The 25,255-nt window shown below is 67.0% G+C and carries 20 protein-coding genes, 4 tRNA genes and 1 pseudogene; 14 read left to right on the forward strand and 11 right to left on the reverse strand.

Annotated features, from left to right (window positions below; genetic code table 11):
• Nucleotides 1-6 precede the first annotated feature (6 nt).
• The 10 genes from G335_RS0105320 to G335_RS0105365 all read left to right on the forward strand — a co-directional run bounded on the left by G335_RS0105320 (nt 7) and on the right by G335_RS0105365 (nt 10,881).
• Nucleotides 7-1,092 carry a sugar-transfer associated ATP-grasp domain-containing protein gene (locus G335_RS0105320; RefSeq protein WP_026304766.1) on the forward strand — a complete coding sequence of 362 codons (1,086 nt, stop codon included), beginning with the start codon at nt 7-9 and terminating at the stop codon, nt 1,090-1,092.
• Nucleotides 1,093-1,120: 28 nt separating this feature from the next.
• Nucleotides 1,121-1,840: a hypothetical protein gene (locus tag G335_RS0105325; protein WP_018176094.1), complete on the forward strand. Its 720-nt coding sequence runs from the start codon at nt 1,121-1,123 to the stop codon at nt 1,838-1,840.
• A 12-nt stretch (nt 1,841-1,852) separates the two neighbouring features.
• Nucleotides 1,853-3,190, forward strand: a complete 1,338-nt coding sequence (locus tag G335_RS0105330; protein WP_018176095.1) for a phenylacetate--CoA ligase family protein — start codon at nt 1,853-1,855, stop codon at nt 3,188-3,190.
• A complete protein-coding gene (locus G335_RS0105335) occupies nt 3,187-4,323 on the forward strand; it encodes a glycosyltransferase (RefSeq protein ID WP_018176096.1) in 1,137 nt (378 codons plus the stop codon). The genes G335_RS0105330 and G335_RS0105335 overlap by 4 nt, the downstream gene beginning before the upstream one ends.
• Nucleotides 4,320-5,666, forward strand: a complete 1,347-nt coding sequence (locus tag G335_RS0105340) for a hypothetical protein (protein ID WP_018168166.1) — start codon at nt 4,320-4,322, stop codon at nt 5,664-5,666. Before G335_RS0105335 ends, G335_RS0105340 begins: the two co-directional genes overlap by 4 nt.
• Nucleotides 5,667-5,738: 72 nt before the next feature.
• Nucleotides 5,739-7,028 (forward strand): nucleotide sugar dehydrogenase, encoded by a 1,290-nt coding sequence (locus G335_RS0105345; RefSeq protein WP_018144029.1) that lies wholly within the window; start codon nt 5,739-5,741, stop codon nt 7,026-7,028.
• Nucleotides 7,029-7,212: 184 nt separating this feature from the next.
• Nucleotides 7,213-8,427 carry a glycosyltransferase family 4 protein gene (locus G335_RS0105350; RefSeq protein WP_018176097.1) on the forward strand — a complete coding sequence of 405 codons (1,215 nt, stop codon included), beginning with the start codon at nt 7,213-7,215 and terminating at the stop codon, nt 8,425-8,427.
• Nucleotides 8,424-9,074: a sugar transferase gene (locus G335_RS0105355; protein ID WP_018168165.1), complete on the forward strand. Its 651-nt coding sequence runs from the start codon at nt 8,424-8,426 to the stop codon at nt 9,072-9,074. The genes G335_RS0105350 and G335_RS0105355 overlap by 4 nt, the downstream gene beginning before the upstream one ends.
• Nucleotides 9,071-9,922 carry an aldolase/citrate lyase family protein gene (locus G335_RS0105360; RefSeq protein WP_018144032.1) on the forward strand — a complete coding sequence of 284 codons (852 nt, stop codon included), beginning with the start codon at nt 9,071-9,073 and terminating at the stop codon, nt 9,920-9,922. The genes G335_RS0105355 and G335_RS0105360 overlap by 4 nt, the downstream gene beginning before the upstream one ends.
• The gene (locus G335_RS0105365; RefSeq protein WP_018168164.1) at nt 9,913-10,881 is read left to right on the forward strand and encodes a D-2-hydroxyacid dehydrogenase; all 969 of its coding nucleotides are present in this window, start codon (nt 9,913-9,915) and stop codon (nt 10,879-10,881) included. The genes G335_RS0105360 and G335_RS0105365 overlap by 10 nt, the downstream gene beginning before the upstream one ends.
• A 520-nt stretch (nt 10,882-11,401) precedes the next feature.
• On the opposite strand, the gene G335_RS0105370 is transcribed toward G335_RS0105365, so the two are convergent.
• From G335_RS0105370 to G335_RS0105390, 5 genes are all read right to left on the reverse strand, one after another.
• Nucleotides 11,402-13,399 (reverse strand): nucleoside-diphosphate sugar epimerase/dehydratase, encoded by a 1,998-nt coding sequence (locus G335_RS0105370; protein ID WP_018176098.1) that lies wholly within the window; start codon nt 13,397-13,399, stop codon nt 11,402-11,404.
• Nucleotides 13,400-13,766: 367 nt separating this feature from the next.
• Nucleotides 13,767-13,842 (reverse strand) — tRNA-Lys (locus G335_RS0105375).
• 18 nt (nt 13,843-13,860) lie between these two features.
• Nucleotides 13,861-13,936 (reverse strand) — tRNA-His (locus tag G335_RS0105380).
• 40 nt (nt 13,937-13,976) lie between these two features.
• Nucleotides 13,977-14,053, reverse strand: a tRNA-Arg gene (locus G335_RS0105385).
• 67 nt (nt 14,054-14,120) lie between these two features.
• A tRNA-Pro gene (locus G335_RS0105390) sits at nt 14,121-14,197 on the reverse strand.
• Nucleotides 14,198-14,370: 173 nt separating this feature from the next.
• Between G335_RS0105390 and G335_RS0105395 the strand changes: the two genes are divergently transcribed.
• Both G335_RS0105395 and folD read left to right on the forward strand, forming a co-directional pair.
• Complete coding sequence (locus G335_RS0105395; RefSeq protein WP_018176099.1) at nt 14,371-15,246, forward strand: GGDEF domain-containing protein; 876 nt, start codon at nt 14,371-14,373, stop codon at nt 15,244-15,246.
• Nucleotides 15,247-15,380: 134 nt separating this feature from the next.
• On the forward strand, nt 15,381-16,244 hold the full coding sequence (folD, locus tag G335_RS0105400; protein ID WP_018144036.1) for a bifunctional methylenetetrahydrofolate dehydrogenase/methenyltetrahydrofolate cyclohydrolase FolD: 864 nt from the start codon (nt 15,381-15,383) through the stop codon (nt 16,242-16,244).
• A gap of 50 nt (nt 16,245-16,294) precedes the next feature.
• Here folD and gltX read toward each other — a convergent pair whose 3' ends face one another.
• Nucleotides 16,295-17,725, reverse strand: a complete 1,431-nt coding sequence (gltX, locus tag G335_RS0105405; RefSeq protein ID WP_018176100.1) for a glutamate--tRNA ligase — start codon at nt 17,723-17,725, stop codon at nt 16,295-16,297.
• A gap of 199 nt (nt 17,726-17,924) precedes the next feature.
• On the opposite strand from gltX, the gene G335_RS0105410 reads away from it, so the two are divergent.
• Nucleotides 17,925-18,440 carry a peptidylprolyl isomerase gene (locus G335_RS0105410; RefSeq protein ID WP_026304767.1) on the forward strand — a complete coding sequence of 172 codons (516 nt, stop codon included), beginning with the start codon at nt 17,925-17,927 and terminating at the stop codon, nt 18,438-18,440.
• Between the two features lie 7 nt (nt 18,441-18,447).
• Nucleotides 18,448-19,203, forward strand: coding sequence for a UDP-2,3-diacylglucosamine diphosphatase (locus G335_RS0105415; RefSeq protein ID WP_018176102.1), 756 nt, complete (start codon nt 18,448-18,450; stop codon nt 19,201-19,203).
• Nucleotides 19,204-19,522: 319 nt separating this feature from the next.
• Here G335_RS0105415 and G335_RS14465 read toward each other — a convergent pair.
• The 5 genes and pseudogenes from G335_RS14465 to G335_RS14415 all read right to left on the reverse strand — a co-directional run bounded on the left by G335_RS14465 (nt 19,523) and on the right by G335_RS14415 (nt 25,211).
• Nucleotides 19,523-19,728: pseudogene (locus G335_RS14465) on the reverse strand (hypothetical protein).
• Between the two features lie 381 nt (nt 19,729-20,109).
• On the reverse strand, nt 20,110-20,943 hold the full coding sequence (locus G335_RS0105420; RefSeq protein ID WP_018176103.1) for a ferritin-like domain-containing protein: 834 nt from the start codon (nt 20,941-20,943) through the stop codon (nt 20,110-20,112).
• A 25-nt stretch (nt 20,944-20,968) separates the two neighbouring features.
• On the reverse strand, nt 20,969-22,552 hold the full coding sequence (locus G335_RS0105425) for a multicopper oxidase family protein (RefSeq protein ID WP_018176104.1): 1,584 nt from the start codon (nt 22,550-22,552) through the stop codon (nt 20,969-20,971).
• Nucleotides 22,549-25,068, reverse strand: coding sequence for a heavy metal translocating P-type ATPase (locus G335_RS0105430; RefSeq protein ID WP_018176105.1), 2,520 nt, complete (start codon nt 25,066-25,068; stop codon nt 22,549-22,551). The genes G335_RS0105425 and G335_RS0105430 overlap by 4 nt, the downstream gene beginning before the upstream one ends.
• An 11-nt stretch (nt 25,069-25,079) precedes the next feature.
• A complete protein-coding gene (locus G335_RS14415; RefSeq protein WP_017925682.1) occupies nt 25,080-25,211 on the reverse strand; it encodes a hypothetical protein in 132 nt (43 codons plus the stop codon).
• Between the last annotated feature and the right edge of the window lie 44 nt (nt 25,212-25,255).

Raw genomic sequence — 25,255 nt, forward strand, 5'->3', positions numbered from 1 at the left:
ATGCCCGTGACACACGTTCAATCCCAGCCCCTGCAGATCAAGAACAGCGGACGCCTCGCGCGCACCCTTGCGCGTGCGGTGCACCTGCGCCACCTGCAGAAGTCGCGCAAGATCGCGATCCAGTGGCGCGAAAAGCTGATCCGCGCGCACGGCGAATCGGTGGTGACGCGCCCGGTCCTACAACAGATCAAGCGTTACGCCGCTCAAACCTACGGCAGCGATTCCTGGTGGCCATGGCTGGCGGCCTACACCGAGGTCCGCCGCGAGTTCATCGAGGGCTGGATCGGCGACGACTACTACACCGAACACCTCAATCCGTTGTGGAACCGCCAGGACATCCGCCGCCTGAGCGGACTCAAGACGATGGACTCCCGCCTGTTCCCGGACAGCGTCGTACCGCCCATCTTCGTGCGCGTGGGTGGCCAGTATCTGGACGCCCGGGGCACACCGGAACCGCTGGCTGCCGCCCTCGCCCGTCTCGAAGACGACAAGAGCTACGTCCTCAAGCCCGACGAGGGGCGTCAGGGCCTCGGCGTGACCTTTGCGCCCGCCGACCGCGTCGCCGAGGAACTCTCCCGGATTCCCGGCAACTGCATCGTGCAGCCCCTGATCGAGCAGCACGCCGATATCGCGAAAATCAATGCCAGTTCGGTGAACACCCTGCGGGTCCTGACCTTCCTCGATCCCGAATCCGGCGAGCTGCGCATCCTGAACCACTTTCTGCGCCTCGGGCGCGAAGGACAGCGCACCGACAACGTCTCCACCGGCGGCTATTTCGTCGGCGTGGACGGCGGAGGCTGGCTGGATGGCCACCTGCGCGACCCGGTCTGCGTCAGCATCGGTTCGGTCCACCCGGACAGTGGCACTGACGTCAAAGGCCTGCGGATCCCCAACTTCGGCGCCGTGCGCGAGCTCTGCCTGAACGCCCACCGCCGCATCCCCTATCTGCGCTTCATCGGCTGGGACGTCTGCATCCAGGCCGACGGCAAGCCCGTGATCCTGGAATGGAATGCGGAGCAAGTGGCCTGGTCGCGCAACGAGTCCTGTTTTGGCCCGTTGCTGCCCTCGGTCCCACAGGGCTATCCGCGCTAACCCAGCCAGCCGCAATCACGAGGACGTCATGCACACGATCAAACTGCTGTGGACCGGTGGCTGGGACTCCAGCTACCGCCTTCTGGACCTGGCGCTGCACCGCCAGCACCGGGTCCAACCGATTTATGTCCTGGACCCGCGACGCAAGTCCTATGTCCACGAGCTGCGCGCCATGGCCACCATCCGGGCAGGGCTGGAGTCCCGCCCGGAAGCCCGCGGGCGGGTCGCGCCGGTCCGGGTCTACCTGCGCGACGACATCCTCGCGAGCCCGGACATCACCACGCTTTATCAGCGCCTGGCCAGCGAGGTGCATGTGGGTACCCAGTACGACTGGCTGGCACGACTGTGCGCACAGGAGGGCCTGCGTGACCTCGAACTGTCGCTGACCGGTCACGAGGCCGGAACCGAGTTGCAGGAACGCTTGTTCCGCAATCCGCAGTGCGGCGATTACCGCTTTCGCGAGGACGACTTCGCCTGGGAGCTGTTCCAGTACTACCGCTTCCCGCTGCTGTCAGTAACCAAGGAGGCGATGAAGTTCGATGCCGAGGCCAAGGGCTTCCTGCCCCTGCTCGAACAATCCTGGTTCTGCCACTCGCCGATCCTGGGCCGGCCCTGTGGTCACTGCCAGCCTTGCCGCTTCTCGCGCGAGTCGAACCGGGCAATCCAGTATTCGCGCCTGGGGCCGCTCCTGGAGCTCGCACGCCGGGCACGCTCCAGCCTGCGCTTGATGCGCACCGCCGGCGCCTGAGACGCAAACGCCATGTCCCTCGCCTTTGGTGCCCTCCTTCCCTGGCTGTCCGGCCCGCGCGAATATGCCGCGTTGCGCCGCGCCGAGCGGCTCTCACTCCCTGCCCTGCAACGCCTGCAGGCCGAACGACTGGCCCGTCTCTTGATGCAGGCGCGAGACGAGGTCCCGTACTACCGCGACCTGTTGCCACCGGTGAACGTGATCGCGACTGATCCGGTTGCGGCCCTGCTGTCACTGCCCATTCTCGACAAGCACACCATCCGCCGCGAAGGCGAGCGCCTGCGTTCCGAGCGGCCACGCCCCGGACTGCGGCGCAACACCTCCGGCGGTTCGACCGGCGAGCCCGCAACGTTCTACCAGGACACCGCCTACCGCCGCTGGGGCCGCGCCACCAAGGCCCTGTTCGATGCCTGGACCGGCTACCGGCCGGGACACCGCAAGGCCGTGCTCTGGGCCGCTTCACGCGACCTGACCGCCGGGCGCGGCGTGCGCCGACTGGCCGAGCGGATGAAGAATCGCACCCTTCTGAACGCCTACTGCATGGATCCGGCCACGATGGATGCACACCTGGAGCAGCTGCGCGCGGCACCGCCCGCGCAGCTCCAGGTCTACGCGGAGAGCGGCCACGAACTCGCCCGGCACGCCCTGCGCCGGGGGATCCGCATTCAGGGTATCGGCAGCGTGCTGAGTTCGGCCGGAACCCTCTTTCCCGATATGCGCGACACCATCGAGGAGGCCTTCTCCGCCCCTGTGTTCAACCGCTACGGCTCGCGGGAGGTGGGCGACATGGCCTGCGAATGCGAACGCCACCGAGGCCTGCACGTGAACCCCCTGACACAGTTCCTCGAGATCCTCGACGACGAGGGCCGGCCGGCACCCCCCGGCACCCCGGGTCGCGTCGTGGTCACCTCGCTCACGAATCACAGCATGCCCCTACTGCGCTACGCGATCGGCGACCTGGCCAGCTGGTCGAGGGAGACCTGCGACTGTGGCCGTGAGTGGCCCCTGCTGGAGGGTGTATGGGGGCGCGTGACCGATCACCTACGCGGCGCCAACGGTGCAGTCGTATTCGGCGGCTGGCTGCGCCAGCTTCTGTACCCGGAAGACTGGATCGGGCAGTACCAGTGGGTACAGCACGCGGAGGATCACCTCCGCCTGCGGCTGATCCCTGCAGACAACAGGTCCGACAGCGAGCGCGAGCAGTCCCTGCGCGAGCGACTGGAACCCGCCATCCACCAGCAACTGGGCGCGAGCACCCGACTCGATATCGAACGCGTGGGCACGATTCCGCCCTCGGCCAGCGGGAAGCACCTGCATGTCATCAGCGAATTGCGGGAGAATCGGCGGTGAAGATCCTGCATGTGATCAATGGGCTCGGCCAGGGCGGAGCGGAACGCCAGCTAGGGAACCTGCTACGGGCCGCGCCGGATACCGGGGCGGTCTTCGCACTCAAGGAGCCCGGCGTAATGGCCGGGACCATCCGCGCGCACGGCATCCCGGTGTATTCCGGAGGACTGCGCAGCCCGCTCTCGGTGGGATGGATCGCGGCATTGCGCCGGACACTGGACGCCTATCAGCCGGATGGCGTCATGGGCTGGATGTACCACGGCAACCTTGCCGCCTCGCTCACCCGGCGCCTTGGACACCGCGGTCCGGTGTTCTGGAATGTACGCCACTCGGTGCACGACCTGGCACACGAGAAACGCGGAACCCGCTGGGTGATCCGGACCGGGGCGTGGCTGTCGCGGCATCCGGCGCGCATCGTCTACAACAGTGCGGCCGCGGCCGCGCAGCACGAGGCCCTGGGTTTTGCGTCCAGCGGTCGCGTGGTGCTGCCCAACGGCTTTGATCTGGGGCGTTTCTGCCCCGAACCCGAGGCGCCCCGTGGCCTGCGCGCGCAGCTGGGCATTGGTGCGGAAACCTGGTTGCTGGGCATGGTGGGCCGCGCCCATCCGATGAAGAACCATGCCGGACTGGTGGCCGCCCTGGCGCAACTGGTCCAGTCCGGGGTGGACGTGCACTGCGTGATGGTCGGCACCGGGGTCTCCGCAGACGACAATCCCCTGGCCCTGGCCATGCGCGAGCACGGGATGGCCCGGCACGTAACACTGCTGCCTCCGACCCCCGAACCCGAGGCCCTCTATCCAGGCCTGGATTTGCTGGTGCTGCCATCGCGCTGGGGCGAGGGCTTCCCCAACGTCGTAGGCGAGGCAATGGCCTGCGGCGTCCCCGCCGTGGTCACGGACATCGGCGATGCAGCCACCGTGGTCGGAGAGACCGGTTTTGTCTCCGCAAGCCCAAAGCCGCCGGACCTGGCCGACGCCATTCGCTACGCCGTTGGCCAGGGCCGTGAACGCCTGCGCGGTCTCGGGGGCAAGGCTCGTGCACGCATGCAATCGCATTACGCCCTCGATGCCGTGAGCGCGCGCTATCAGGCCCTGTTCCAGGATGCCCTGGCAGGCACCGCGTCCGTCTCGCCATGAGCTATACCGCGATCCCGTTCACCTTCATGGAACTGCTTCTGTCGGGCAGCTTCCTGATCATCGTGCTGGTCGCCGTGCTGTGGACGGGCCGCACCCGGGAGGGCTATCTGTGGCCACTGCTGGCGGCCCTCCTTGCCCGCATCGGCGCCGCCCTGGTGCAGCGTTTCCTGTTCCCGTTGCCCCAGGGCGGCGCCGATGCGATCAGCTTCGAACGCCGCGCCTGGTTCTGGGCCCAAAGCGGCTGCGGCAATCTCGGGGATCACTTCAGCATGGGCAGTTCCTACCTGCACAGCTGGCTGATCGCGAACATCTATGCCTGCGTCGACCGCGCGCCCCTCGCCTTCCAGGCCGTGAATATCGCCCTGGGCATGCTGACGGTCTACCTGATCGCGCGCATCGCCGAACAGCTCTGGGACCGCCAGGCGGCGGTGCGCGCCGCCTGGATCGCCGCGCTGTTCCCCATCCTGATCGTGAACGCCGCCGTGCCGTTGCGCGAGGTCTGGTTCACCGCCTTCTTCCTGCTCGGGGTGCTCTGGCTGGTGCGCTGGGTGCAAAGCCAGCGCAGCGTTTTTCTGGTGGCGGCGGTGGGGGTCTTGCTGGCCTCGGCGATCGTGCATGGCGCCGCGGTGTTTGCGATCGCCGGCATTGCGGTCGTGCTGGTCGGCTGGTCGATCAAGGAGTTTCTGCGCGCCTCGGACCTGGGCCGCATGCGCCCAGGCCTGCTGTTCGGCGGCATCCTGCTCGGCGCGGCCGGTGTCCTGGGCTTCCTGGTGATGGACGACATGCGTTTCTCCTCCATTGGTCAGCTAGGCGATGTCATGGAGCAGACCGAGACCCTGGACCAGCGGGCCGAGCGCAGCGCGCGTGGCGGCGCCGCCTATCCGTCTTTTCTCATTCCCTCCAATGATCTTCAGGCGCTGGTCCTGACGCCGGTCCGCATGGGCTATCTGCTGTTCGGCCCCCCGCTGTGGGAGGTGCGCTCCCCGGTTCACCTGATCGGCATGCTGGAGGGCTTGTTCTACTTGTCCCTGGTGCTGCTGCTGGCGGTTTATCGCCACCACTGGTGGCAACGCAAGGACTTCCGACTGCTGGTGGTGATGTTCGTCGTGCTCACGATCATTTTCGCCTGGGGCACCAGCAACTTCGGTACCGCCGCCCGCCACCGCGCGAAATTCCTCGGAATTCTGATTGCCCTGGCCGCGGGCCTGGCCGGCCGCCGCGTATGGCGCTGGGAACGCCTGCAACGGCTCACCGGGAGGCGTGCAGCGACGACCGACAATGTCACCGATCCACCCGAATCTTCCGATACAAGCCTGCCGCACCCGCGGCGTGCCTCGCCCTGATTTGCCGCGCACCCCACGCGCACCCGCCCCACTCCCGGGGCCCCTACGCACATTCACACAGGAGATTGAAAGATGGCGGAATTTGCGGCACCGGACGCCCCGCGTCTGGCCATTATTGGTCTGGGTTATGTCGGCCTGCCTCTGGCGGCCGAGTTCGGACGGGTCCTGCCCACGCTGGGCTTCGACATCGATACGGGTCGGGTCGAGGAACTGCGTGGGGGGCATGACCGCACGCGCGAAGTCTCGCGCGAGGAACTCGCCGGCGCCGAACATCTGGAGCTGACCGCAGACAGGGAGCGGCTGCGGGAATGCAATGTGTTCATCGTGACGGTGCCGACCCCGATTGATGCGCATCGCTGCCCCGATCTGGGCCCGCTACTGGCCGCCAGCCACACGGTGGGGGGCGTGCTGAAGCCGGGCGACGTGGTGATCTACGAGTCCACGGTCTACCCCGGAGCCACGGAGGAGGACTGCGCCCCCGTGCTGGCTGCCGAGTCGGGGCTGGAGCTCAATCGGGATTTCTTCCTCGGCTACAGCCCGGAACGGGTCAACCCCGGCGACAAGGAACACCGTATCCCCGACATCGTCAAGGTCACCTCCGGCTCCACCCCCGAGGTCGCCGCCTTCGTCAACGCGCTCTACACCCGCATCATCCGCGCAGGCACCCATCCGGCGGCCAGCATCCGTGTCGCCGAGGCGGCCAAGGTCATCGAGAACACCCAGCGCGACGTGAATATCGGGCTGATCAACGAACTCGCCATGCTGTTCGAGCGCCTGGACCTGGATACCGAGGCGGTACTGGCCGCGGCCGGGACCAAGTGGAATTTCCTGCCGTTCCGGCCCGGCCTGGTGGGCGGGCATTGCATTGGCGTAGATCCGTACTACCTGACGCACAAGGCGCAGGCCGTCGACTACCACCCGGAGATGATCCTCGCCGGACGCCGCACCAACGACGGCATGGGGGGGCATATCGCGGACCGCACCATCAAGGCAATGATCCGCAAGGGGTTCCCGGTCGTGGGTTCGCGCATCCTGATCATGGGTCTCGCCTTCAAGGAGAACTGTCCGGATCTGCGCAACACGCGCGTGGTGGACATCGTCCATGACCTGCACGGTTATAACGCCAACGTCGACATCTGGGACCCCTGGGTGGACGCAGCCGAGGCCCATCACGAGTACGGCCTGGACCTCCTGTCCGATACCCCGGAGCCGTCTCGTTACGATGCAATCGTCCTCGCCGTCCCGCACTGGGAGTTCGTGGAACTGGGCCCGCAGGGCGTACAGAAGTTCGCACGCGAGCGCGCGGTGATCTTCGACGTCAAATCCGTGCTCCCGCCGGAGGCGAGTGACCTGCGTCTATAAACGCTCAATCCCTCTTGGTTCGCGCTGTCTTTTCGGGGTGTCTCGCACACTTTGAGCCCCCGGAAAGATGGCGATAAACCATTGTCTTGTTTACCTTTTGCCCTCATGCACACGGACTTACGAGGTGCCTGAACGCCGCCACCCCGGAGGGGGGCGAAGCACCCTCGAGACAGGAGCGCAACGCATGCAGGAAACCGAGCATCGCCGAATCGTATCGCCCCTGCGCGGCAACACCTCCAGTGCTGCCGAGACCACCCGTCAAGGCGCGGTACGCGAACGCTGCAGCGTCGATCTGCTGATCGTGGCCGCCAACGCCCGCTCGCTGATCGCCAACCGCGGTGATCTGATCCGCGAGATTCAGGCGCGAGGGCATGGCGTGGCCGCGGCAGTCCCGCGCAAGGACTATCTACCCGAGGTCGAGGACCTGGGTATCCCGATCTACCCCTTCGACCTGGGCCGGACCGGAGTCAACCCGGTCGAAGACCTACGGACCACAATGTCCCTGGCGCGGCTGATTCGGCGGCTGCGCCCGGAGGCGGTGTTCAGCTACACCGTCAAGCCCGTCGTGTACGGCTCCCTGGCTGCACACTGGGCCGGCGTTCCGCGGGTATACGCCATGATCACCGGCCTGGGGCATGCCTTCACGACCGAGTCCTGGCGGACACGGGTGTTGCGGACCATCAGTTCGCGTCTGTACCGAACGGCACTCGCTCGTTGCGATCGCGTGTTCTTCCAGAATCCGGATGACCTGCAGGATTTCCTCGACCGCGGGGTTTTGCCCGACACCCAACGGGTGGTCCGCATCAACGGATCCGGCGTGGATGTGGAGCGCTTCGCGCGGCAGCCCCTGCCCGAGGGCGACCCACTGTTCCTGTTTGTCGGTCGCCTGTTGACCGAAAAGGGCATCCTCGAATTCGTGGAGGCGGCGCGCCAGGTCCACCAGCAATCCCCCAGCGCCCGGTTCGTCGTCGTCGGTCCCCACAACCCGGACCTGCCCCACTCGATCCCGGCAGAGCAGGTCGAGGCCTGGAAGCGCGAGGGCATCGTCGAGTTCGCAGGCGGCGTTACCGATGTTCGGCCCTGGCTCGAGAAGGCCTCGGTCTTCGTCCTGCCCTCCTACCGAGAAGGCACGCCCCGCTCGGTGCTGGAGGCGATGAGCGTGGGGCGCCCGATCATCACCACGGATGCCCCTGGCTGCCGTGAAACCGTCCTGGATGGCGAGAACGGCTTTCTCGTCCCGTCCCGAACCACTGCGCCCCTGGCCGAGGCCATGCAACGGTTTCTGGATCAGCCGGAACTGTTACCCCAGATGGCCGGGGCCTCGCGTGAGCGGGTGGAAGCGAAATACGAGGTTGGACAGGTCAATCGCGTGATTCTTCGGTCCATGGAGCTCACATGAACGCGACTCTCAAACGACTGTTCGACGTCCTGTCCAGCATGGGGGCCCTGATCCTGCTGGCACCGGTCCTGTTTCTGATCGCCGCGGCAATCCGCCTCGACAGCCCGGGCCCGGTCCTGTTCCGCCAGCGACGTATTGGCCTCCATGGCCAGCCTTTCCGGGTGCTCAAGTTCCGCACCATGGTGGATCGCGACCCGGACACCATCGACCAGCACCACGAGCAGGTCGTCAGTACCGGGATCGATCCGCGCATCACGCGTGCAGGCCGGCTGCTGCGCGCCAGCAGTCTCGATGAACTGCCACAGCTCTGGAACATCCTGCGTGGCGACATGAGCGTGGTCGGCCCCCGCCCCATCCTGCCGGAGCAGGTGGAGGTCGTCCCGCCTTCCTACGCCTCCCGTTTTTCCGTGCGGCCCGGCCTGACCGGCCTGGCCCAGGTCCGCGGTCGCCGCACCCTGGGCTGGATCCAGCAGCTCGAGGCCGATACCGAGTACGCCGCGCAGCATCACCTGCTGTATGACCTGGGATTAATCCTGCGGACCATTTACGTAGTCCTGACCGGCCAGGGGGTGTACGGCGAGGCCGGCATCAACTGGCGTACCTATCGCGATTCGTTGCGTAACCGACAGCAAGGGGACACGAAATGAACTCGACCCTGAAACACATGTTCATCACCGCCTCCGCCAACGTCGCCCGACAAGCTGAGGCAGCCGGGATCGCGCGCATCTTTGTCGATATGGAAGTCCGCGGGAAGGCCGAGCGTCAGGGCCATATGGACACGCACAAGGCGCGCCACACGCTCGAGGATGTGCGCCGCATTGCCGGCGCGTTGACGAGCGCCGAATTGATGGTTCGCATCAACCCCCCGGCATCGCAAACGCCCTCCGAAGTCCGCCAGGCGATCGAAGCCGGCGCCGACCGGCTGATGCTGCCGATGTTCACCCACATCGACGAGGTCGCGCTCTTCCTCGACGCAGTGGGCGGACAAGTGCCGGTCGCTCTGCTGGTCGAGACACCCCAGGCACTGATCCGGCTCCCCTCCTACCTGCCGCTGCTGGGGCCCGACGACCAGATTCACATCGGCCTGAATGACCTCAGCCTGGCCACCGGGCTCGATTTCCTGTTCGAACCCCTGGCCGGCGGCATGCTCGAGGCCCCTGCGGCACTGTGCCGCGAGGCCGGCGTCGCGTTCGGGTTTGGAGGCGTCGGGGCCGTGGGCAAAGGCGAGATCCCGGCGGAATCCATTCTGGGCGAGCATGTCCGCCTCGGCTCCGAATGGGTGATCCTCTCGCGCGCATTCCGCGAGGTCGTCAGTCAGGAAGACCCGGCCACCGGGGCCGCGCGCCTGCGCGGCGAACTGGGACGCCTGCAAGCGGCGGAACAACGGTTTCGCGCGGCGACGCCGGAACAGCTGGGGGAGAACCGCGACGAGGTCCGCAGCCGCATCTTCCGGCTGGCGGCCCGGCTGCACAACCGGAGTCGGGCATGCGCCTGAGCCGGACGCTGTTCCTGCAGAAGCCTGACGTCCTGCGGCAACAACAGGGCCTCATCGAAAGCCGCCTGTGCGAGGCATTTCCCAACACCGCGCTGACCTTCGCCGGGGGGCCCGACGCCGTTCCCGAGGGGCTTGAGGTCGACGCGGTCATCGCCCCCACGCTGCCCTGGCTGCCCGAGGCCCTGAACCGCCTGTCGCGCTATCAGTGGATCCATTTCCTGTCCGCCGGGGTGGAGCGAATCTGGGACATGCCCTTCCCCAAGGATGGCCTGATGATGACCAAGAGCAGCGGCGTCCATGGTGCCCCGATGAGCGAGTATGCGATCGGCGCCATGCTCTACTTCGCCAAGCACTTCGATCGTTTCAACGAGCAAAGCCGCCAGAAACGCTGGGAGCGCAGCTGGCTTGGGGAACTGACCGGACGCACCGTCATGGTGCTCGGCATGGGGCACATCGGCGCGCTGGTAGCCCGCCGCGCCCAGGCGTTCGACATGCGTGTGATCGGCGTCCAGCGCAACCCGCGGGCCCATGACCATGCCAGCGAGGTCATCCCGCTGGACGCTGTGGAAAAACGTCTATCCGAAGTGGACTACCTGGTCGTCTGCCTGCCCCTCACGCCGGGCACTCACCACCTGGTCGCCGAGCCCCAGTTGCAGCACCTGAAGCCCGGCGCGGTTCTGGTGGACATATCGCGTGGCGGCGTGGTGGATCAGCGGGCCCTGACCCAGGCCCTGGACACGGGCCACTTGCGCGGCGCCGCACTGGATGTCTTCGAGGAGCAGCCCCTGCCCGCGGGCTCGTCCCTGTGGAACCGGGAGAATGTCCTCGTCACTCCACACGTCTCGGGAACCTCGCCGCACTATATGGAGCGCGCCCTCGAGATCTTCGTGCGCAACGCCCGCGCGCTTGAACAGGGCCACGCCCCGATCACGCCGGTCGATCCCGCCGCCGGCTACTGACTGCCGCCCGACAAAACGCGGCTCCGCAAGAGCCCTGCTCGTTTCTCTCGCACTTCCCTTCCTGCAAGTATGCGGGCCCGGAGAACATCACTCGCCCCCCCCAGGGGGGCGTGGATCCATCCGCACGGCCGCGGAAGAGTCGACCCCACTTGCCGGGACGCCGCGCCTGGTCCTGGAAAGACCCGGTCCTGGAAAGAATCGGGCGCCAACGCGCCCCCCCGAATGGATCCGCTCGGCCTGCCACCACGCTATATCGCGCCACCACAGGGCCTCTTACCTTGCGCACCGTGGCCAAAATGGGGCGGAAAGGTGACTGGCGACAGCCCGCCCGCGAAGCCACCCGGGCGTTACTTCCCGAGCCACATCCGCGGACCGGCAAGCGGTACGGACATGGCACTGGAAAGGTACGGAGGTGCCGACGCCAGTGCATTGGCAACCCGCGTGACCGCACCGAAGGCCGCGAGTCATCCACGACGGTATGCGAGGTGCACGACCACCGGACCGTGATCCACCGCATCACCTACCGCGAAGCGGGCGCGGCCGTTCGCGCATAGGTCACCACTGCAGGGCGCACCGGAGCCGGAACCGGTCGTGGCGGGCGGGACGGTGCCGGGGCACTGTGCGTTGCCTCTTCCTCGCTCCCGGGCTTGTACCCATCCACGACCCGGCGCAGTGTCTCGAACGCGACCCGGGCATCCCGCTCGTGGTCGGCCTGCTTCAACGCTTGCAATGCCTGGGCGAGTACATCCGCCGCCACACAGGTCTCGCGGGCGCGCATGATCTTGGCGTGAGGCGTCGCCTCCACGTTATCTCCGATCAGCAGCTCCTCATAGAGCTTTTCGCCGGGACGCAGGCCCGTACAGGTAATGGCGATGCCTTCTCCCCCGGCGGCCTCGTCCTCGCGCACCTGATGGCCATGCAGGCGAATCATGCGCCGGGCCAGGTCGATGATCCGGACCGGTTCCCCCATGTCGAGGACATAGACCTCGCCACCCTCGGCCATCGCGCCGGCCTGAATCACCAGCTCGGCCGCCTCCGGAATGGACATGAAGTAACGGGTAATCTCGGGGTGGGTGACCGTCACCGGCCCCCCTTCGCGTATCTGCCGGTGGAATAGCGGGACCACGGAACCGGACGAACCCAGCACATTGCCAAACCGCACCATGCTGAAGACCGTCGCATTCTGGCGCCGCGCCCGATCCTGCAGGACCATCTCGGCCAGGCGCTTGCTTGCACCCATGATGTTGGTCGGACGCACGGCCTTGTCGGTGCTGATCAGGATAAAGCGCTCGACTCCCGCGCTGATCGCTGCATCGGCTACCACAGCCGTACCCAGCGTGTTGTTGCGCAGGCCCTCGAGCAGGTTGCCTTCAACCAGCGGCACATGCTTGTAGGCGGCGGCATGATAGAGCGTCTGCACACCGTGCTCGCGCAGGACCTCGGCGACCCGCGCGCGGTTCGCGACCGATCCGAGCACGGCGTGCACCGCCACCTCCGTCTGCATGCCGGAACGACGCTCCGCGAGTTCCTGCTCGATCCGGTAGAGCGCGAACTCGTTACGTTCAAAAAGCACCAACGCGGCCGGCTCAAGGCTGAGGATGCGCCGACACAACTCCGAACCGATCGAACCACCGGCACCGGTCACCATCACTACACGCCCCCGGATGCTTCGGGCCAGCAGGGCCTCGTTGGGCGGCACCGGATCGCGCCCAAGGAGATCCGCGATATCGAGATCCTCCAGTTGATCCAGCGGTGCCTGCCCCGACACCACCGCCTCCAGCGATGGCACCGACTGCACATGCAACGGATACGGTTCCAGCCATTCGAGGATACGCCGGCGATCGGCTCGACTCGCCGATGGAACGGCCAGCAACACGCGCGCGACACCGCACTGGTCCACAAGAGTCTCCAGGGCCGCGGGCCCGCATACCGGGATATCGTCAATGGCACGCCCCTGGACCGCCGGATCCTCGTCGATGAACGCCATCACGCGGAAGCGTCCACTGGACTGCAACCCGGACGCCAGCTGAATACCCGCCTCGCCAGCACCGAAGACCACCACGCGCTCACTCCCCGATCGCGCATCGGAGACCGCCTGATACCAGCTACGCACCAGAGATCTCCCGGCCGCCACCAGGGCAAAGGCCAACAGGGCAAAGTTCACCGAAATCGCTCCGAAGAAGCCGGGTGTCTGCGTCAATTCGGTGGACGCCCAGATCATCACCGCGAGCGCCAGCACACCGACGATCACGGCCTTGAACGCCCGAGCCCCCATGAAGCGCACTACCGTCCGGTAGAGCCCCAGCCGGGCAAACACCAGAATACCGACCGCCGAAACCAGCGGGAAAAGCCACCAGGCCTCGACCATCATGGCCGGAAGCGGCTGCCCGGTGCGGATTACAAACGCCAGCCACAGGGCAAGGGGCAGCATCGTGCTGTCTGCCAGCACCATCAACCCCTGCTTCGCGCCACGCGGCAGCTGCAGCAGGTTTTCAAGACTACGATCCAGTAACGCCATCGTATGGCCTCCCTTCGTGTCATCGATCGGATCACGAGGCAGAACAACGACGTTTTCATGTCGCCGTTCGCCGCAAGCGAGAAGGGAGGCTACCAGTGCAATCACCGGACATCTGGGGGGGGAATCACGCTGTAGGGGACGCGACTGAGGGCGTCGTCACGCTATCCGGACGTCCCTCCGAAAGAGCCGGAGAATACCTTCCGTATGTCACAGGGGGATCGCCGCGACGGGCACCTCAAGGAGACACAGATCAGACGGAAGAAGAGAGAGCAGCCACGAAACGCGGGCTCATGCCCCATGCGCACCCACACGGCTTCGAGCCCGATCAATCGAGCGTCACCAAGGTATGCAAGGGTCTGGAAAGAAATGGTGGGCCGTGTAGGAATCGAACCTACAACCAATGGATTAAGAGTCCACTGCTCTACCAATTGAGCTAACGGCCCCCTGAACAAAAAAGGGGGTGGGGTGACCGATGGGACTCGAACCCACGACAACCGGAGTCACAATCCGGGACTCTACCAACTGAGCTACGGTCACCACCGTGTCACTGTACAGCTACTTGCGCGAAGGGCGGCCCTGGCGCGCCCGGCAGGACTCGAACCTGCAACCGTCGGCTTAGAAGGCCGATGCTCTATCCGGTTGAGCTACGAGCGCGTTACCGCCGAGCATTGAGGCCATGGCGCCTGATCCGAGCCTGCCGGAAAACCGTGGCCGGGAGCCATGGTCGGGGTAGAGGGATTCGAACCCCCGACATCCTGCTCCCAAAGCAGGCGCGCTACCAGACTGCGCTATACCCCGTCGAGCCGTCCCCGCTAAAGGGCCTACACAGCGAGCGCAGGATGGTAGCCCCGCGAGGGGTTCGCGGTCAACATTCATCAACAGATTCCGCCTGCAATGCCCTCCCCTCGGGCGCGGCCCCGTGCTAACGTCGGCTTGGGACGTTCGCAGGGTCGCGAGCGCGGAGGGGACGGATGCTCGACTGGGTAGCCAACACAGCCATTGTATTGGGGGCAAGCGGCCTCCTGTATGCCCAATGGACACTCGCCCGGCTGCTGCGCGAACTCCCCGAGAGCCGGGTCCGCACCGGCTGGAAGATGATGTTCTTTCTGGTCCCGGTCTTTATCCTCGGCTATTTCGGCTACATCCCGCTGAACTGGGGGCTCTACGAGGGCCTGCCCGACCTCCTGGTGCCGGCCATCTTCCTCCTCGGGGGCTGTTTCGTCTGCACCGTGGTCGGTCTGACCCATAGCTCGGTGGAGAAGATCCGCCACATTACGCGGCTGGAACACGAATCCATCACCGACCCGCTGACCGGCCTGTTCAACCGCCGGCACATGGATCGCCGGCTGGACGAGGAGGTATCCCGCGCCCGGCGCTACGGCCAGCCATTGTCCGTCGTGATGCTGGATATCGACCAGTTCAAGCCGATCAATGACCGCCTGGGCCACCTGATCGGGGACTACATCCTGACGACCCTGGCCGAACGCATGCAGCAGGTCCTGCGGCGCTCCGACCTTGCCGCGCGCTTCGGCGGGGAGGAGTTCGTCGTCGTCGCCCCGCATACCGACCTCGAGGCAGCCATGGCGCTGGGCGAGAAGCTGCGCGAAGCCATATCCGGCCACCCGATCACCCTGACCGGGCACCAGGCCGCCCCGCCCTGCGCACCGGATACCCTGACGGTCACGGTCAGCGTCGGCATCGCCAGCCGCGACGCGAACCCGAGATCCAGGGACACCGCCGAGACCCTGATTGCCCGCGCCGACGACGCGCTCTATCGCGCCAAACAGGACGGGCGCAACCGCTGCGAGGCCAGCGCGCCCACCAGCGGGCTCTCGGTGGCCCTTTAGAAAACACGCCGCGCGCGATGGCTGCGCGGATCCAGCGGTGCTCCACGCCGCATGCCGCATCCGCCCGGCAAATCGCTTGAGCCCCCGCGCCCGCCATGGGAAGATCGCGGGCGTTCCCCCGGAGGCGAGACCCCATGACGGCCCAGATCATCGACGGACGCGCGATTGGCCAGACCCACCGCGCAAGAATCGCGACCGAGATCGAATCCATGACCGCCCGCGACCTGCGTCCGCCGGGCCTCGCCGTGGTGCTGGTCGGGACCAACCCGGCCTCCGAGGTCTATGTGCGCAACAAGCGCAAGGCCTGCGAACAGGTGGGCGTGGTCTCCCACTCCTATGACCTGCCCGCGGGCACGCCGCAGACCGATCTGCTAGCGCTGATCGACCAGCTCAATGCCGACCGCACCATCGACGGCATCCTGGTCCAGCTGCCGCTGCCGGATCACATCGACCCCGAGACGGTGATCGAGCGCATCTCCCCGGCCAAGGACGTGGACGGCTTCCACCCGTACAACGTCGGCCGCCTGGTGGCGCGCGTGCCGCGCCTGCGCCCCTGCACCCCCTGGGGTGTCATCCAGCTGCTGCGGCATATCGAGGAACCGTTCAAGGGCCGCACGGCCTGCGTGATCGGCGCCTCCAATATCGTCGGCCGACCCATGGCCCTGGAACTGCTGCTGGCCGGTGCGACCCCGACCATCTGCCATCGCTTCACCCCGGATACCGCCGCCATTGCACGGCACTCCGACATCGTGGTCGCAGCGGTCGGCAAGCCCGGCCTGGTCAAGGGTGACTGGATCAAGCCCGGCGCCACGGTGATCGACATCGGCATCAACCGCCGCGACGACGGTACCCTGACCGGCGACGTGGAGTTCGACGCCGCCGCCGAGAAGGCCGCCTGGATCACGCCCGTGCCGGGCGGGGTCGGCCCGATGACCGTGGCGATGCTGCTGGACAACACCCTGCGCGCCCGCGCCTTCGGGACCCACGAAGCGGCCTGAACGATGGCGTCCAGCGCCCGCCTGCGGGCGGGCGCTTGCTTCTCGCGGGTTCAGCCCGCTGCGTGACGACGCGCGGCCTCCAGCCGCAGACGCACGCGTTCGCGCCCCAGATACTCCCAGATACGCGGCAGCTCCGGCCCAAAGGTCTGCCCGGACAACGCCGCCCGCAACGGCATGAACAGCTTGCGCCCCTTGCGTTCGGTGGCCTGCCCCACCGCCTTGGCCAGGGCGGGAAAATCCTCGGCCGCATCCAGCGCCTCCAGCCCCGCGCTAAAGAACTCCGCGCCGGCGGCCGTCAGTTCCTCGCGCGCGGCCGCGCTGTACGGCGCCGGATCGGCGGCGAACGCCGCGACCCACAGTGGCGCCTCCTCGGCGCGGGTGATGTTGTCGCGCAGCAGCCGCGCCAGCGCCGGGCGCTGCTCGGCGGCCACCGCCTCCAGCACCCCCGCCGCCTCCAGGTAGGCCTGCATCTCGGCATCCGAAAGGCTGCGCAGGGCCTCTGACTGCCAGTGATCCAGCTGCTGCGGATCATGCCGCGCCGCGCTGTGACCAATACGCTCGGGGCTGAATCCGGCCGCCAGCTCCGTGGGCGACAGCAGGGCATCGCTCTCGTAGCGATGCCCAAGACGCGCCAGGTGGTTCAGGATCGCGACCGGCAGATAGCCCTTCGTCCGCAACTCCTCGACGCTCGCGGAACCATTGCGCTTGGACAGCGGCGCCCCGTCCTGCCCCATCACCAGCGGCAGGTGGTGATACGCGGGTGCCGCGAGGCCCAGCGCCTCCAGCAGCAGCATCTGCCGCGGCGTGTTGGCGATATGGTCCTCGCCGCGCACCACGTCGGTCACGCCCATCAGGGCATCATCGATCGCGTTGGAGAAGAAAAAGGCCGGCGTGCCGTCGGAGCGACGGATCACGAAATCGCCGATCTCGTCGGTGCGGAAGCTGACCGGGCCGCGCACGCCATCCTCGAAACGCACCGTCCGGCCCAGTGGCACACGGAAGCGCAGCGTCGGCTTCTGGCCCTCGCCCTCGCGCCGGGCAACCTCCTCGGCACTCAGCTGGGCACAGGTCCCGGGATAGCGCGGCGGCTTGCCCTGCGCGCGCATCCGCTTGCGCCCGCGTTCCAGCTCGGCGGACGAACAAAAGCACGGGTAGGCCAGACCCTGTTCGGTCAATTGCCGGTAATAGCCATCATAGAGCTCGCCCCGCTCCGACTGCGCGTAGGGGCCGGCATCGCCCCCGGCGCCAAAGCCTTCGTCCCAGTCCAGCCCGAGCCAGCGCAGATCGCGCTGCAGCGCGTCGACGAACTCCGGGCGCGAGCGCTCGGCGTCGGTGTCCTCGATGCGCAACAGGAAATGCCCTCCGCGCGAACGGGCCCGCAGCGCGCTGAACAGCGCCGTGCGTACATTGCCCAGGTGCAACAGGCCGGTGGGACTGGGGGCGAAGCGGGTGCGGATTATCGAGTTCGTCATCGCGCGCATGGTAGCGGAGCGTCCACCGGCTCACCAGCGCTTCGCCCTCACGCCCACACACACTTCCGGCATGCTGGCAGGCCTTGCCAGTGGCGGGTACCATTGCCGGTCTTATCTTCCGGAGGTCAGTCCAATGCAACGCATCCGCACCCGGCTCGGCGTCGTGCTGGCCACCCTGCTGATCACCCTCTTCACCTCAGGAGCCCTCATGGCCGACACCCATCCGCAGGTCGCAATCGAAACCAACCACGGCCGCATCGTGCTGGAACTCAACGCCGAAGCCGCCCCGGAGACGGTCGCCAACTTCCTCTCCTACGTGGATGACGGCTTCTTCGACGGCACGATCTTTCACCGCGTGATCCCGGGCTTCATGGTCCAGGGCGGCGGCTTCGACAAGGACATGAACCAGAAGTCCGCGGGCGAGCCGATCCGCAACGAAGCCGACAACGGCCTGCAGAACGAGGTCGGTGCGATCTCCATGGCGCGTACCCAGGACCCGCATTCCGCCACCGCGCAGTTCTTCATCAACGTGAACGACAACGACTTCCTGAACCACACGGCCCCGAACGCGCAGGGCTGGGGCTATGCCGTGTTCGGCAAGGTCTCCGAGGGCATGGACGTGGTGCGCAAGATCGAGGCCCTTCCCACCGGCCGCGCCGGCATGCATCAGGACGTGCCGCAGGAGCCGGTCGTGATGGAAAGCGTCAAGCGCGTCGAGGACTAACCTCTTCGTGAGTGCCCGCGCGCCGGCTCTGGTCATCTCCGACCTTCATCTGGATCGCGAACCCGGCCCCCTGCTCGAGGCCACGCTCGCCTTCCTCGAAGGGCCGGGGCGCGCGGCCTCCTCCCTGTACATCCTCGGCGACCTGTTCGAGTACTGGGTCGGCGACGACGCCGGCTTTCCCGCTGCCGAACGGCTCGCCGCAGGCCTGAAGACACTGGACATCCCGGTGGCCTTTATCCATGGCAATCGGGATTTTCTCGTGGGCGAGGCCTACGCCGCGCGCGCGGGGATGCAGCTCGCTCCCGACCCCCTGCATGCGGCACTGCCCTGCGGCCCTGCCGTACTCCTGCACGGTGACTCCCTGTGCACGGACGACACCGAGCACATGGCGTTTCGTCAGCAAGTACGCAGTGGAGAATGGCAACGGGCGTTTCTCGCCCATCCGCTGGAAGAACGCATCCGCCAGGCCGAAGCCATGCGCGCCGCCAGCCGCGACAAGGGTCAGATGAAAGCCGCCGCGATCATGGACGTCAATGCCGAGGCAGTCGCCAACACCTTCCGTGACGCGGACGTCCCGCTGATGATCCACGGCCACACCCACCGCCCAGCGATCCATGAGCTGACCGTCGACGGCCAGCCACGCCAACGCTGCGTCCTGCCCGCCTGGGACGAACACCCCGGCTACCTGGAGATCAGCGCGGCCGGCCCCGTCCTGCGCCAACTCGACGGCTCGCCCTACCCCGAACACCTCCTCTGCACCTGATCGAATCCGCCACAGCGAGTGTTGTGGGAGCGGGCTTGCCCGCGAACGCCCCCACCAAGCCCTAATAGACAGGCCACAGGGTCCCGAATCGTATCCGTACGAAGATAGCCTTTTACGTCGAGGCTAGGCCTGGTTCGGCAACCGGTGTTTACGGTGGCTCCGGTCCGCCGCCTGCCGAGCGCTGACTCGCCAGCGCGCCCCGAGGTCCTTTCTTGCTTGCCCAAGAAAGGACCCAAAGAAGGGCACCCGGATTCCGCCCGGGAACCTCGCTCCGGACGCGCTGGGCCGGCGGCGCTGAACTCGCTACGCTACGCTTCGCTCAGACATCCAGCGCCTTCTCCCGGCCCATCACGCCCTCCGCGAGGGGCTCCATACGGGAGGGGAAGGTCAAAACAGGCGGTATGCCTGCACGAGTGACTAGCAACAGGCACAGCTACCTGAAAGCCCCGGCGCCCGCTTCGCGGGCGCGGCACGCCATGGCCGCAGGCCGAGCGTGCCCGAGATGCCGGAAGACCTAGCCTTCATCCACTGGCACGATCCTCGGGACGGCTGTTGTTTGGACCTTCCCCCCGTTGTCGTCGCGCCGAGTGGAGAGGCTTTTCGCGGGAGAAAAGGCGCTGGATGTCTGAGCGGAGCCGAAGGCGGAGCGAGTTCAGCGCCGCCCGCGAAAAGCCTCGGAGCGAGGGAAACCCCGGCCCGCGCAGCGGGCCGGGGTCGCGGCAGTCGGGCGTGTTTCTTGGGTACTTCTTTGCACGAGCAAAGAAGTACCTCGCGGCGCGCTCGCGAGAGAGCGCGTGGCAGGCGGCGGACCGAAGGCACCGTAAATACCGGAGGACGAACCAGGGCCAGCCTTAGTGCGCAAGAGAACGCTCGGTATTGATGCGATTCGCTGCGCTCATCGGCATCCTACAGCGAGGTCGGGGCGGCCTGAGCCTCCAGTTGGGCCATCTCGGATTCGGTGAAGCCGGCGGCGCGGCGTGCCGCGTGCGCGAATGGTGGGCGCACGCGGCCGGGCATGTATTCGGCCAGCAGGTCGAGGAACAGCGGCTCGGGATCGAGACCGCGTGCCCGGGCCAGCTCGCGGAACCAGTGCGTACCGATCGCCACGTGCGCGACCTCCTCGCGCTGGATGATCTCCAAAAGGGCCACGGTGTCGGTGTCGCCCGCCGCTTCCAGCCGCTGGATCATGCCCGGAGTCACGTCCAAGCCGCGTGCCTCCAGCACCCGCGGCACCAGCGCCATGCGCACCATCACGTCGTGGTCGGTCGCCAGCGCCGCCTCCCACAAGCCGTTGTGGGCCGCCAGATCCCCGTAGTCCGCACCCAGCTCGAGGAGACGCGCCCGCAGCAACCGGAAGTGCCGCGCCTCCTCTGCCGCGACCTGCAGCCAGTCGCTGACAAACGGCGCCGGCATGTCGCGGAATCGGTACACGGCATCCAGCGCCAGGTTGATCGCATTGAACTCGATGTGCGCCACCGCATGCACCAGCGCGACCCGACCGGCAGTGGTATTCAGTCCACGCCGCGGCAGCTCCTTCGGATGCACCAGCACCGGCCGCTCCGGCCGCCCCGGCACCTCCATGCGTTGCGGCGCGGGGGCATCCGTTCCCTCCAGCTCATCCGCCCACCAGGCGCGCGCCAACTCCAGCACACGCTCGCACTTGGCCTCCGGGTCGCAATCGCGCAGGGCGGCCTCGGCCGCGCGGTAGACGGCCGGGTGCGGCCGCGGTCTTTCGCTCATGGCATCCCTCTGTCGCTACGCACGGTCAGGCCCGGACACGCACGTTCACCATCATGTCGTTGTCCTCGTGCTCCAGATTATGACAGTGGAACACGTAAAGCTGATCGCCATCGTAGTGATGGGTGAAGTCGATCGCGATGCGCACCGTCTCACCCGGCCACAGCAGGACCGTGTCCTTCCAGCCCAGGTCCGTGACGGTCAGGCCTTCATCGTTCACGGCCTGCTGGCGCACGAAGTCCGGACCGTCCGAGCGTGACAGCACCTGGAACGAGAAGCCATGGATATGCATCGGATGCGGCATGCTGCGGTCCGCATTGCGGATGGTCCACACCTCCCGCGTGTTGGCATCCACCTCGATCGGCACCCGGTCAGGAGCGTACGTCTCTCCGTTGATGCGCCACTGCATCGGCGCCATGTCCAGACGGATATCCCGTTCGCCGGCATCCGTCACGTCGATGGGCTCGATCCGCGACAAACGCTCGGGCACCTCGGCGGTGACCGCCTCGCCCTCCTGGACCACGAACTCGAGCAATGCGAGCGGATCGCCGTCGTGCATGGCGCCACCCATCATGCGACCCATGCCGCCGCCCATGCCACGCCCCATCATTCCGCCGCCCATGCCGCCACCGGCCATCGGGTCGAATTCCAGGCTGTGCAGCTCGACCCGGTCGCCTCCGGCAAACGCGGCGAAGTCGACCAGGACCTCCAGGCGTTCGCCCGGCGACAGGAAGGCCTCCCGGGCCTCCCGGGGCGACTCCAGCAGCCCCGCGTCCGTGCCGATGACCCGGAACGGAATGGCCTGACCCTCGGCGCGCAGGGCCAGCCGGTAGATCCGGGCGGTGGAGCCGTTCAGCAGGCGCAGGCGATGGATACGCCGCTCCACCTCGTGCGTCGCGGCCGGCGTCATGTTCACCAGCACCTCGTCGCCGAGATAGCCCATCATCCGCTGCATCGGGTTCGGCCGGTACACCAGATGGCCGAGCCGGTCGAAGCGCTTGTCCTGCAGTACCAGCGGCAGGTCGGTCGTGCCCAGCTCCAGCCCCAGCGCCTCGTTCAGCGCCTCGTTGTCGTCGTCGCTCACCAGCAGGAAGCTCGCCAGCCCCTGGTGGGCCTGGCGCGCGGTCCGGTGATGGGCATGGGTGTGATACCAGTAGGTACCGCCACGGTTGGTCACCTTAAAGCGGTATTCGTACTGCTCACCGGGGGCGACCGTATGGATCGGATGCCCGTCCACCCGCCCCGGAACATGCAGGCCATGCCAGTGGATGATCGTGCCCTCGTCGAGCTGGTTGTCCAGGGTCACGTCCAGTTCATCGCCGGTGCGCAACAAGAGGATCGGATTCTGGTATTCATGGCCGTTCATCTGCGTCCGGTACCAGAGGAACGGGGTCTCCTCGCGCCCCGGCACCGGCAGCCACCCCTGCTCCGCGACCAGGGTGAACGGCTTGTTGGGTGCGAGCACCGCAAACGGGCCGTCCGCGCCGGGCAGAAACAGGGCGTTGTCGAAACGGGGGGCGGACACTGCATGGTTGAACAGGCTCCAACCGCCGAATGTGGTGATGACGGGAAGCGCCGCGGCCAGCCCCAGAAACTGACGTCGTTTCATCATTGCTTTTCTCCAGTACGGGATGCCGGCATGCTCCGGCGCAGCAGAATGGAATTGCCGATCACCGAGAGCGAGCTGGCGGTCATCGCGACCACACCGATCATCGGGTGCAGCAGCCCGGCCGCGGCGATCGGGATCGCGGCGCTGTTGTAGCCCCAGGCCCAGAACAGGTTCTGCACGATCTTGCGGAAGGTCAGCCGCGACAGCTGGACGGCCTCGACGACCTTGGTCAGCTCCCCGCGCACCAGGGTCACGTCGGCCGCCTCGATCGCGACGTCGGCACCGGCCCCGATCGCAATCCCGACGTTCGCCTGCTGCAGGGCCGGGGCGTCGTTGATGCCGTCGCCGACCATTGCCACGTGCTCGCCGTACTCCTTTTGCAACTCGCGAATGGCCTCGACCTTGCCCTCCGGCAACACCCCGGCGCGCACCTCGTCGATCCCTACCTGAGCGGCCACGGCATTCGCGGTGCGCTCGTTGTCGCCGGTGACCATCACGCAGCGGATGCCGAGGGCATGCAGTTGTTCGATCGCGGCCTGCGACTCTTCCTTGAGCGTATCGGCGACCGCGACAACGCCAGCCGGCCGGTCGCCGATAGCCACCAGCATCGCGGTCTTGCCGGCATCCTCCAGTTCCCGCAACGGCCCAAGCAGGGCCGACGGATCCAGGCCCTGCTCCTCCAGCAGGCGCTGGCTGCCCACCAGCACCCGTTCGCCGTCCAGGCGGGCCTCCACACCGCGCGCGGTGTGCGACTGGAACTGCTCGACCTCGGCGACCTCCAGGCCCCTGTCGCGCGCCCCTTGCACGATGGCATCGGCCAGCGGGTGTGCGGAACCGGCCTCGACGGCCGCCGCCGCCCGCAGCACTCGGGACTCGTCAAAGCCTTCGGCCGGGAGGACGTCGGTCAGCGCGGGCTTCCCCCGGGTAATGGTGCCGGTCTTGTCGAGCACGATCACCGCAATGTCCTTGAGCGTCTGGATCGCGGAGCCCGAGCGGATCAACACGCCGCGCTCGGCCCCCATGCCGGACCCGACCATCAGCGCGGTGGGCGTGGCCAGCCCCAGCGCACAGGGGCAGGCAATGACCAGCACGGCGATCGCCGCCAGGATCGCCAGCACCAGCGGCGGGCGCTCGGAATCGACCCAGGGCAGGAAGCCCTCGCCCCAGACCAGGATCGGCTGCAACGCCCCGGAGAATGCCAGCCAGGCCGCGAACGACGCCAGCGCGATCACCAGCACCGCCGGCACGAAGCGCGCGGTGATGCGGTCCGCCAGTTCCTGCACCGGCACGCGCGAGCCCTGCGCCTCGTTGACCAGTCGGATTACCTGCGAAAGGAAGGTATCGGCGCCGACGCGGGTGGCGCGCACCTTCAATCGCCCCTGTTGGTTCAGGGTGGCGCCGAGGACGGTGTCGCCCTCGCCCTTGTCCACCGGGACCGACTCGCCGGTGGCAATGGACTCGTCCACGGTGCTTTCGCCGGCCACCACCTCGCCATCGGTCGGCACCTTCTCGCCCGGGCGCACGATCATCACGTCGCCCACCTGGAGCGACTTGACCGACACCTCGACCTCCTCGCCATCACGCTCGACCCGGGCGGTCTTCGCACCCAGGTCCAGCAGCTTGCGGATCGCCGAGGAGGCCTCGCCCTTCGCGCGATACTCCAGATAGCGCCCGAGCATATGGAAGGCCATGATGGTCGCCGCCATCTCGATGAACGAGGTCATCGGATAGACGAAACCAACCAGCCCGATCAGGTAGGGCGGCAGCGAGCCCATGGAGATCAGCACGTCCATGTTCAGATTGCCGCTTTTCAGCGAACGCCAGGCGGAGCGATGCGTGGCCGCGCCCCCCGCCAGGAACACCACCGGGAAGGCCAGCAACGCAATGATCAGCAGATAGCCGGGGATCGGCTGCCAGAACATGTGCGGCATCATCAGGACCATGATCGCGATGGTCGGCACCATCGCGAACCACAGACGGTTCCAGGCCTGCTTCACGTAGGCGGCGTCGATCGCCGCGTCGTCCGCCTCGCTGGCGGCGTCGTCGGTCTCCACCGCCGCCACGTCATAGCCGGCCCCCTCCACAGCCGCGCGCAGGGCCTCGCCATCGGGCCCGTCCGGCGTCACCTCCACCGTCACCCGGTGGTCCGAGATGTTGGTGCGTATGGATTCGATCCCGGCGAGCTTCTCGATCGCCGCGCGCACGATGCCGGCGCAGTGATCCGAACCCATGCCCGGCACCACCAGCCGCACCGAACCGGAACCCCCGGCCTCGCTCTCGACCTGTGCGACGTCGTAGCCGGCGCCCTCCACCGCGGCGCGCAGCCCCTGCGGGTCGACCTGGTCGGGGTCATACCCCACCGTCACCCGGTGCCGGGCGATATTGGTCCCCACCGAGGTCACCCCCGGGGTCTTTTCCAGCGCCGAGCGCACGATGCCCCCGCAGTGGTCCGACCCCATGCCGGGGACGATGACCACCGCCTCGCGGGCGGTCGCCGGCTTCGTTTCTGACGTCGTCATCGCGTGACTCCTTACCGGCCACCGAACAGATACTTGATCAACGCGGCGATCGCGAGGATCAGCAGTACCAGGACCAGAAGCCCGATCAGGCCTCCGCCCAGACCCATACCGCCCAGCCAGCCAAAACCTTGTTCATTCATCATGATGGAGTCCTCCCAAGGACTTAAATTCAACGGCGATACGCGGT

The organism is Thioalkalivibrio sp. AKL8, assembly GCF_000380525.1.
GTDB classification, from domain to species: domain Bacteria; phylum Pseudomonadota; class Gammaproteobacteria; order Ectothiorhodospirales; family Ectothiorhodospiraceae; genus Thioalkalivibrio; species Thioalkalivibrio versutus.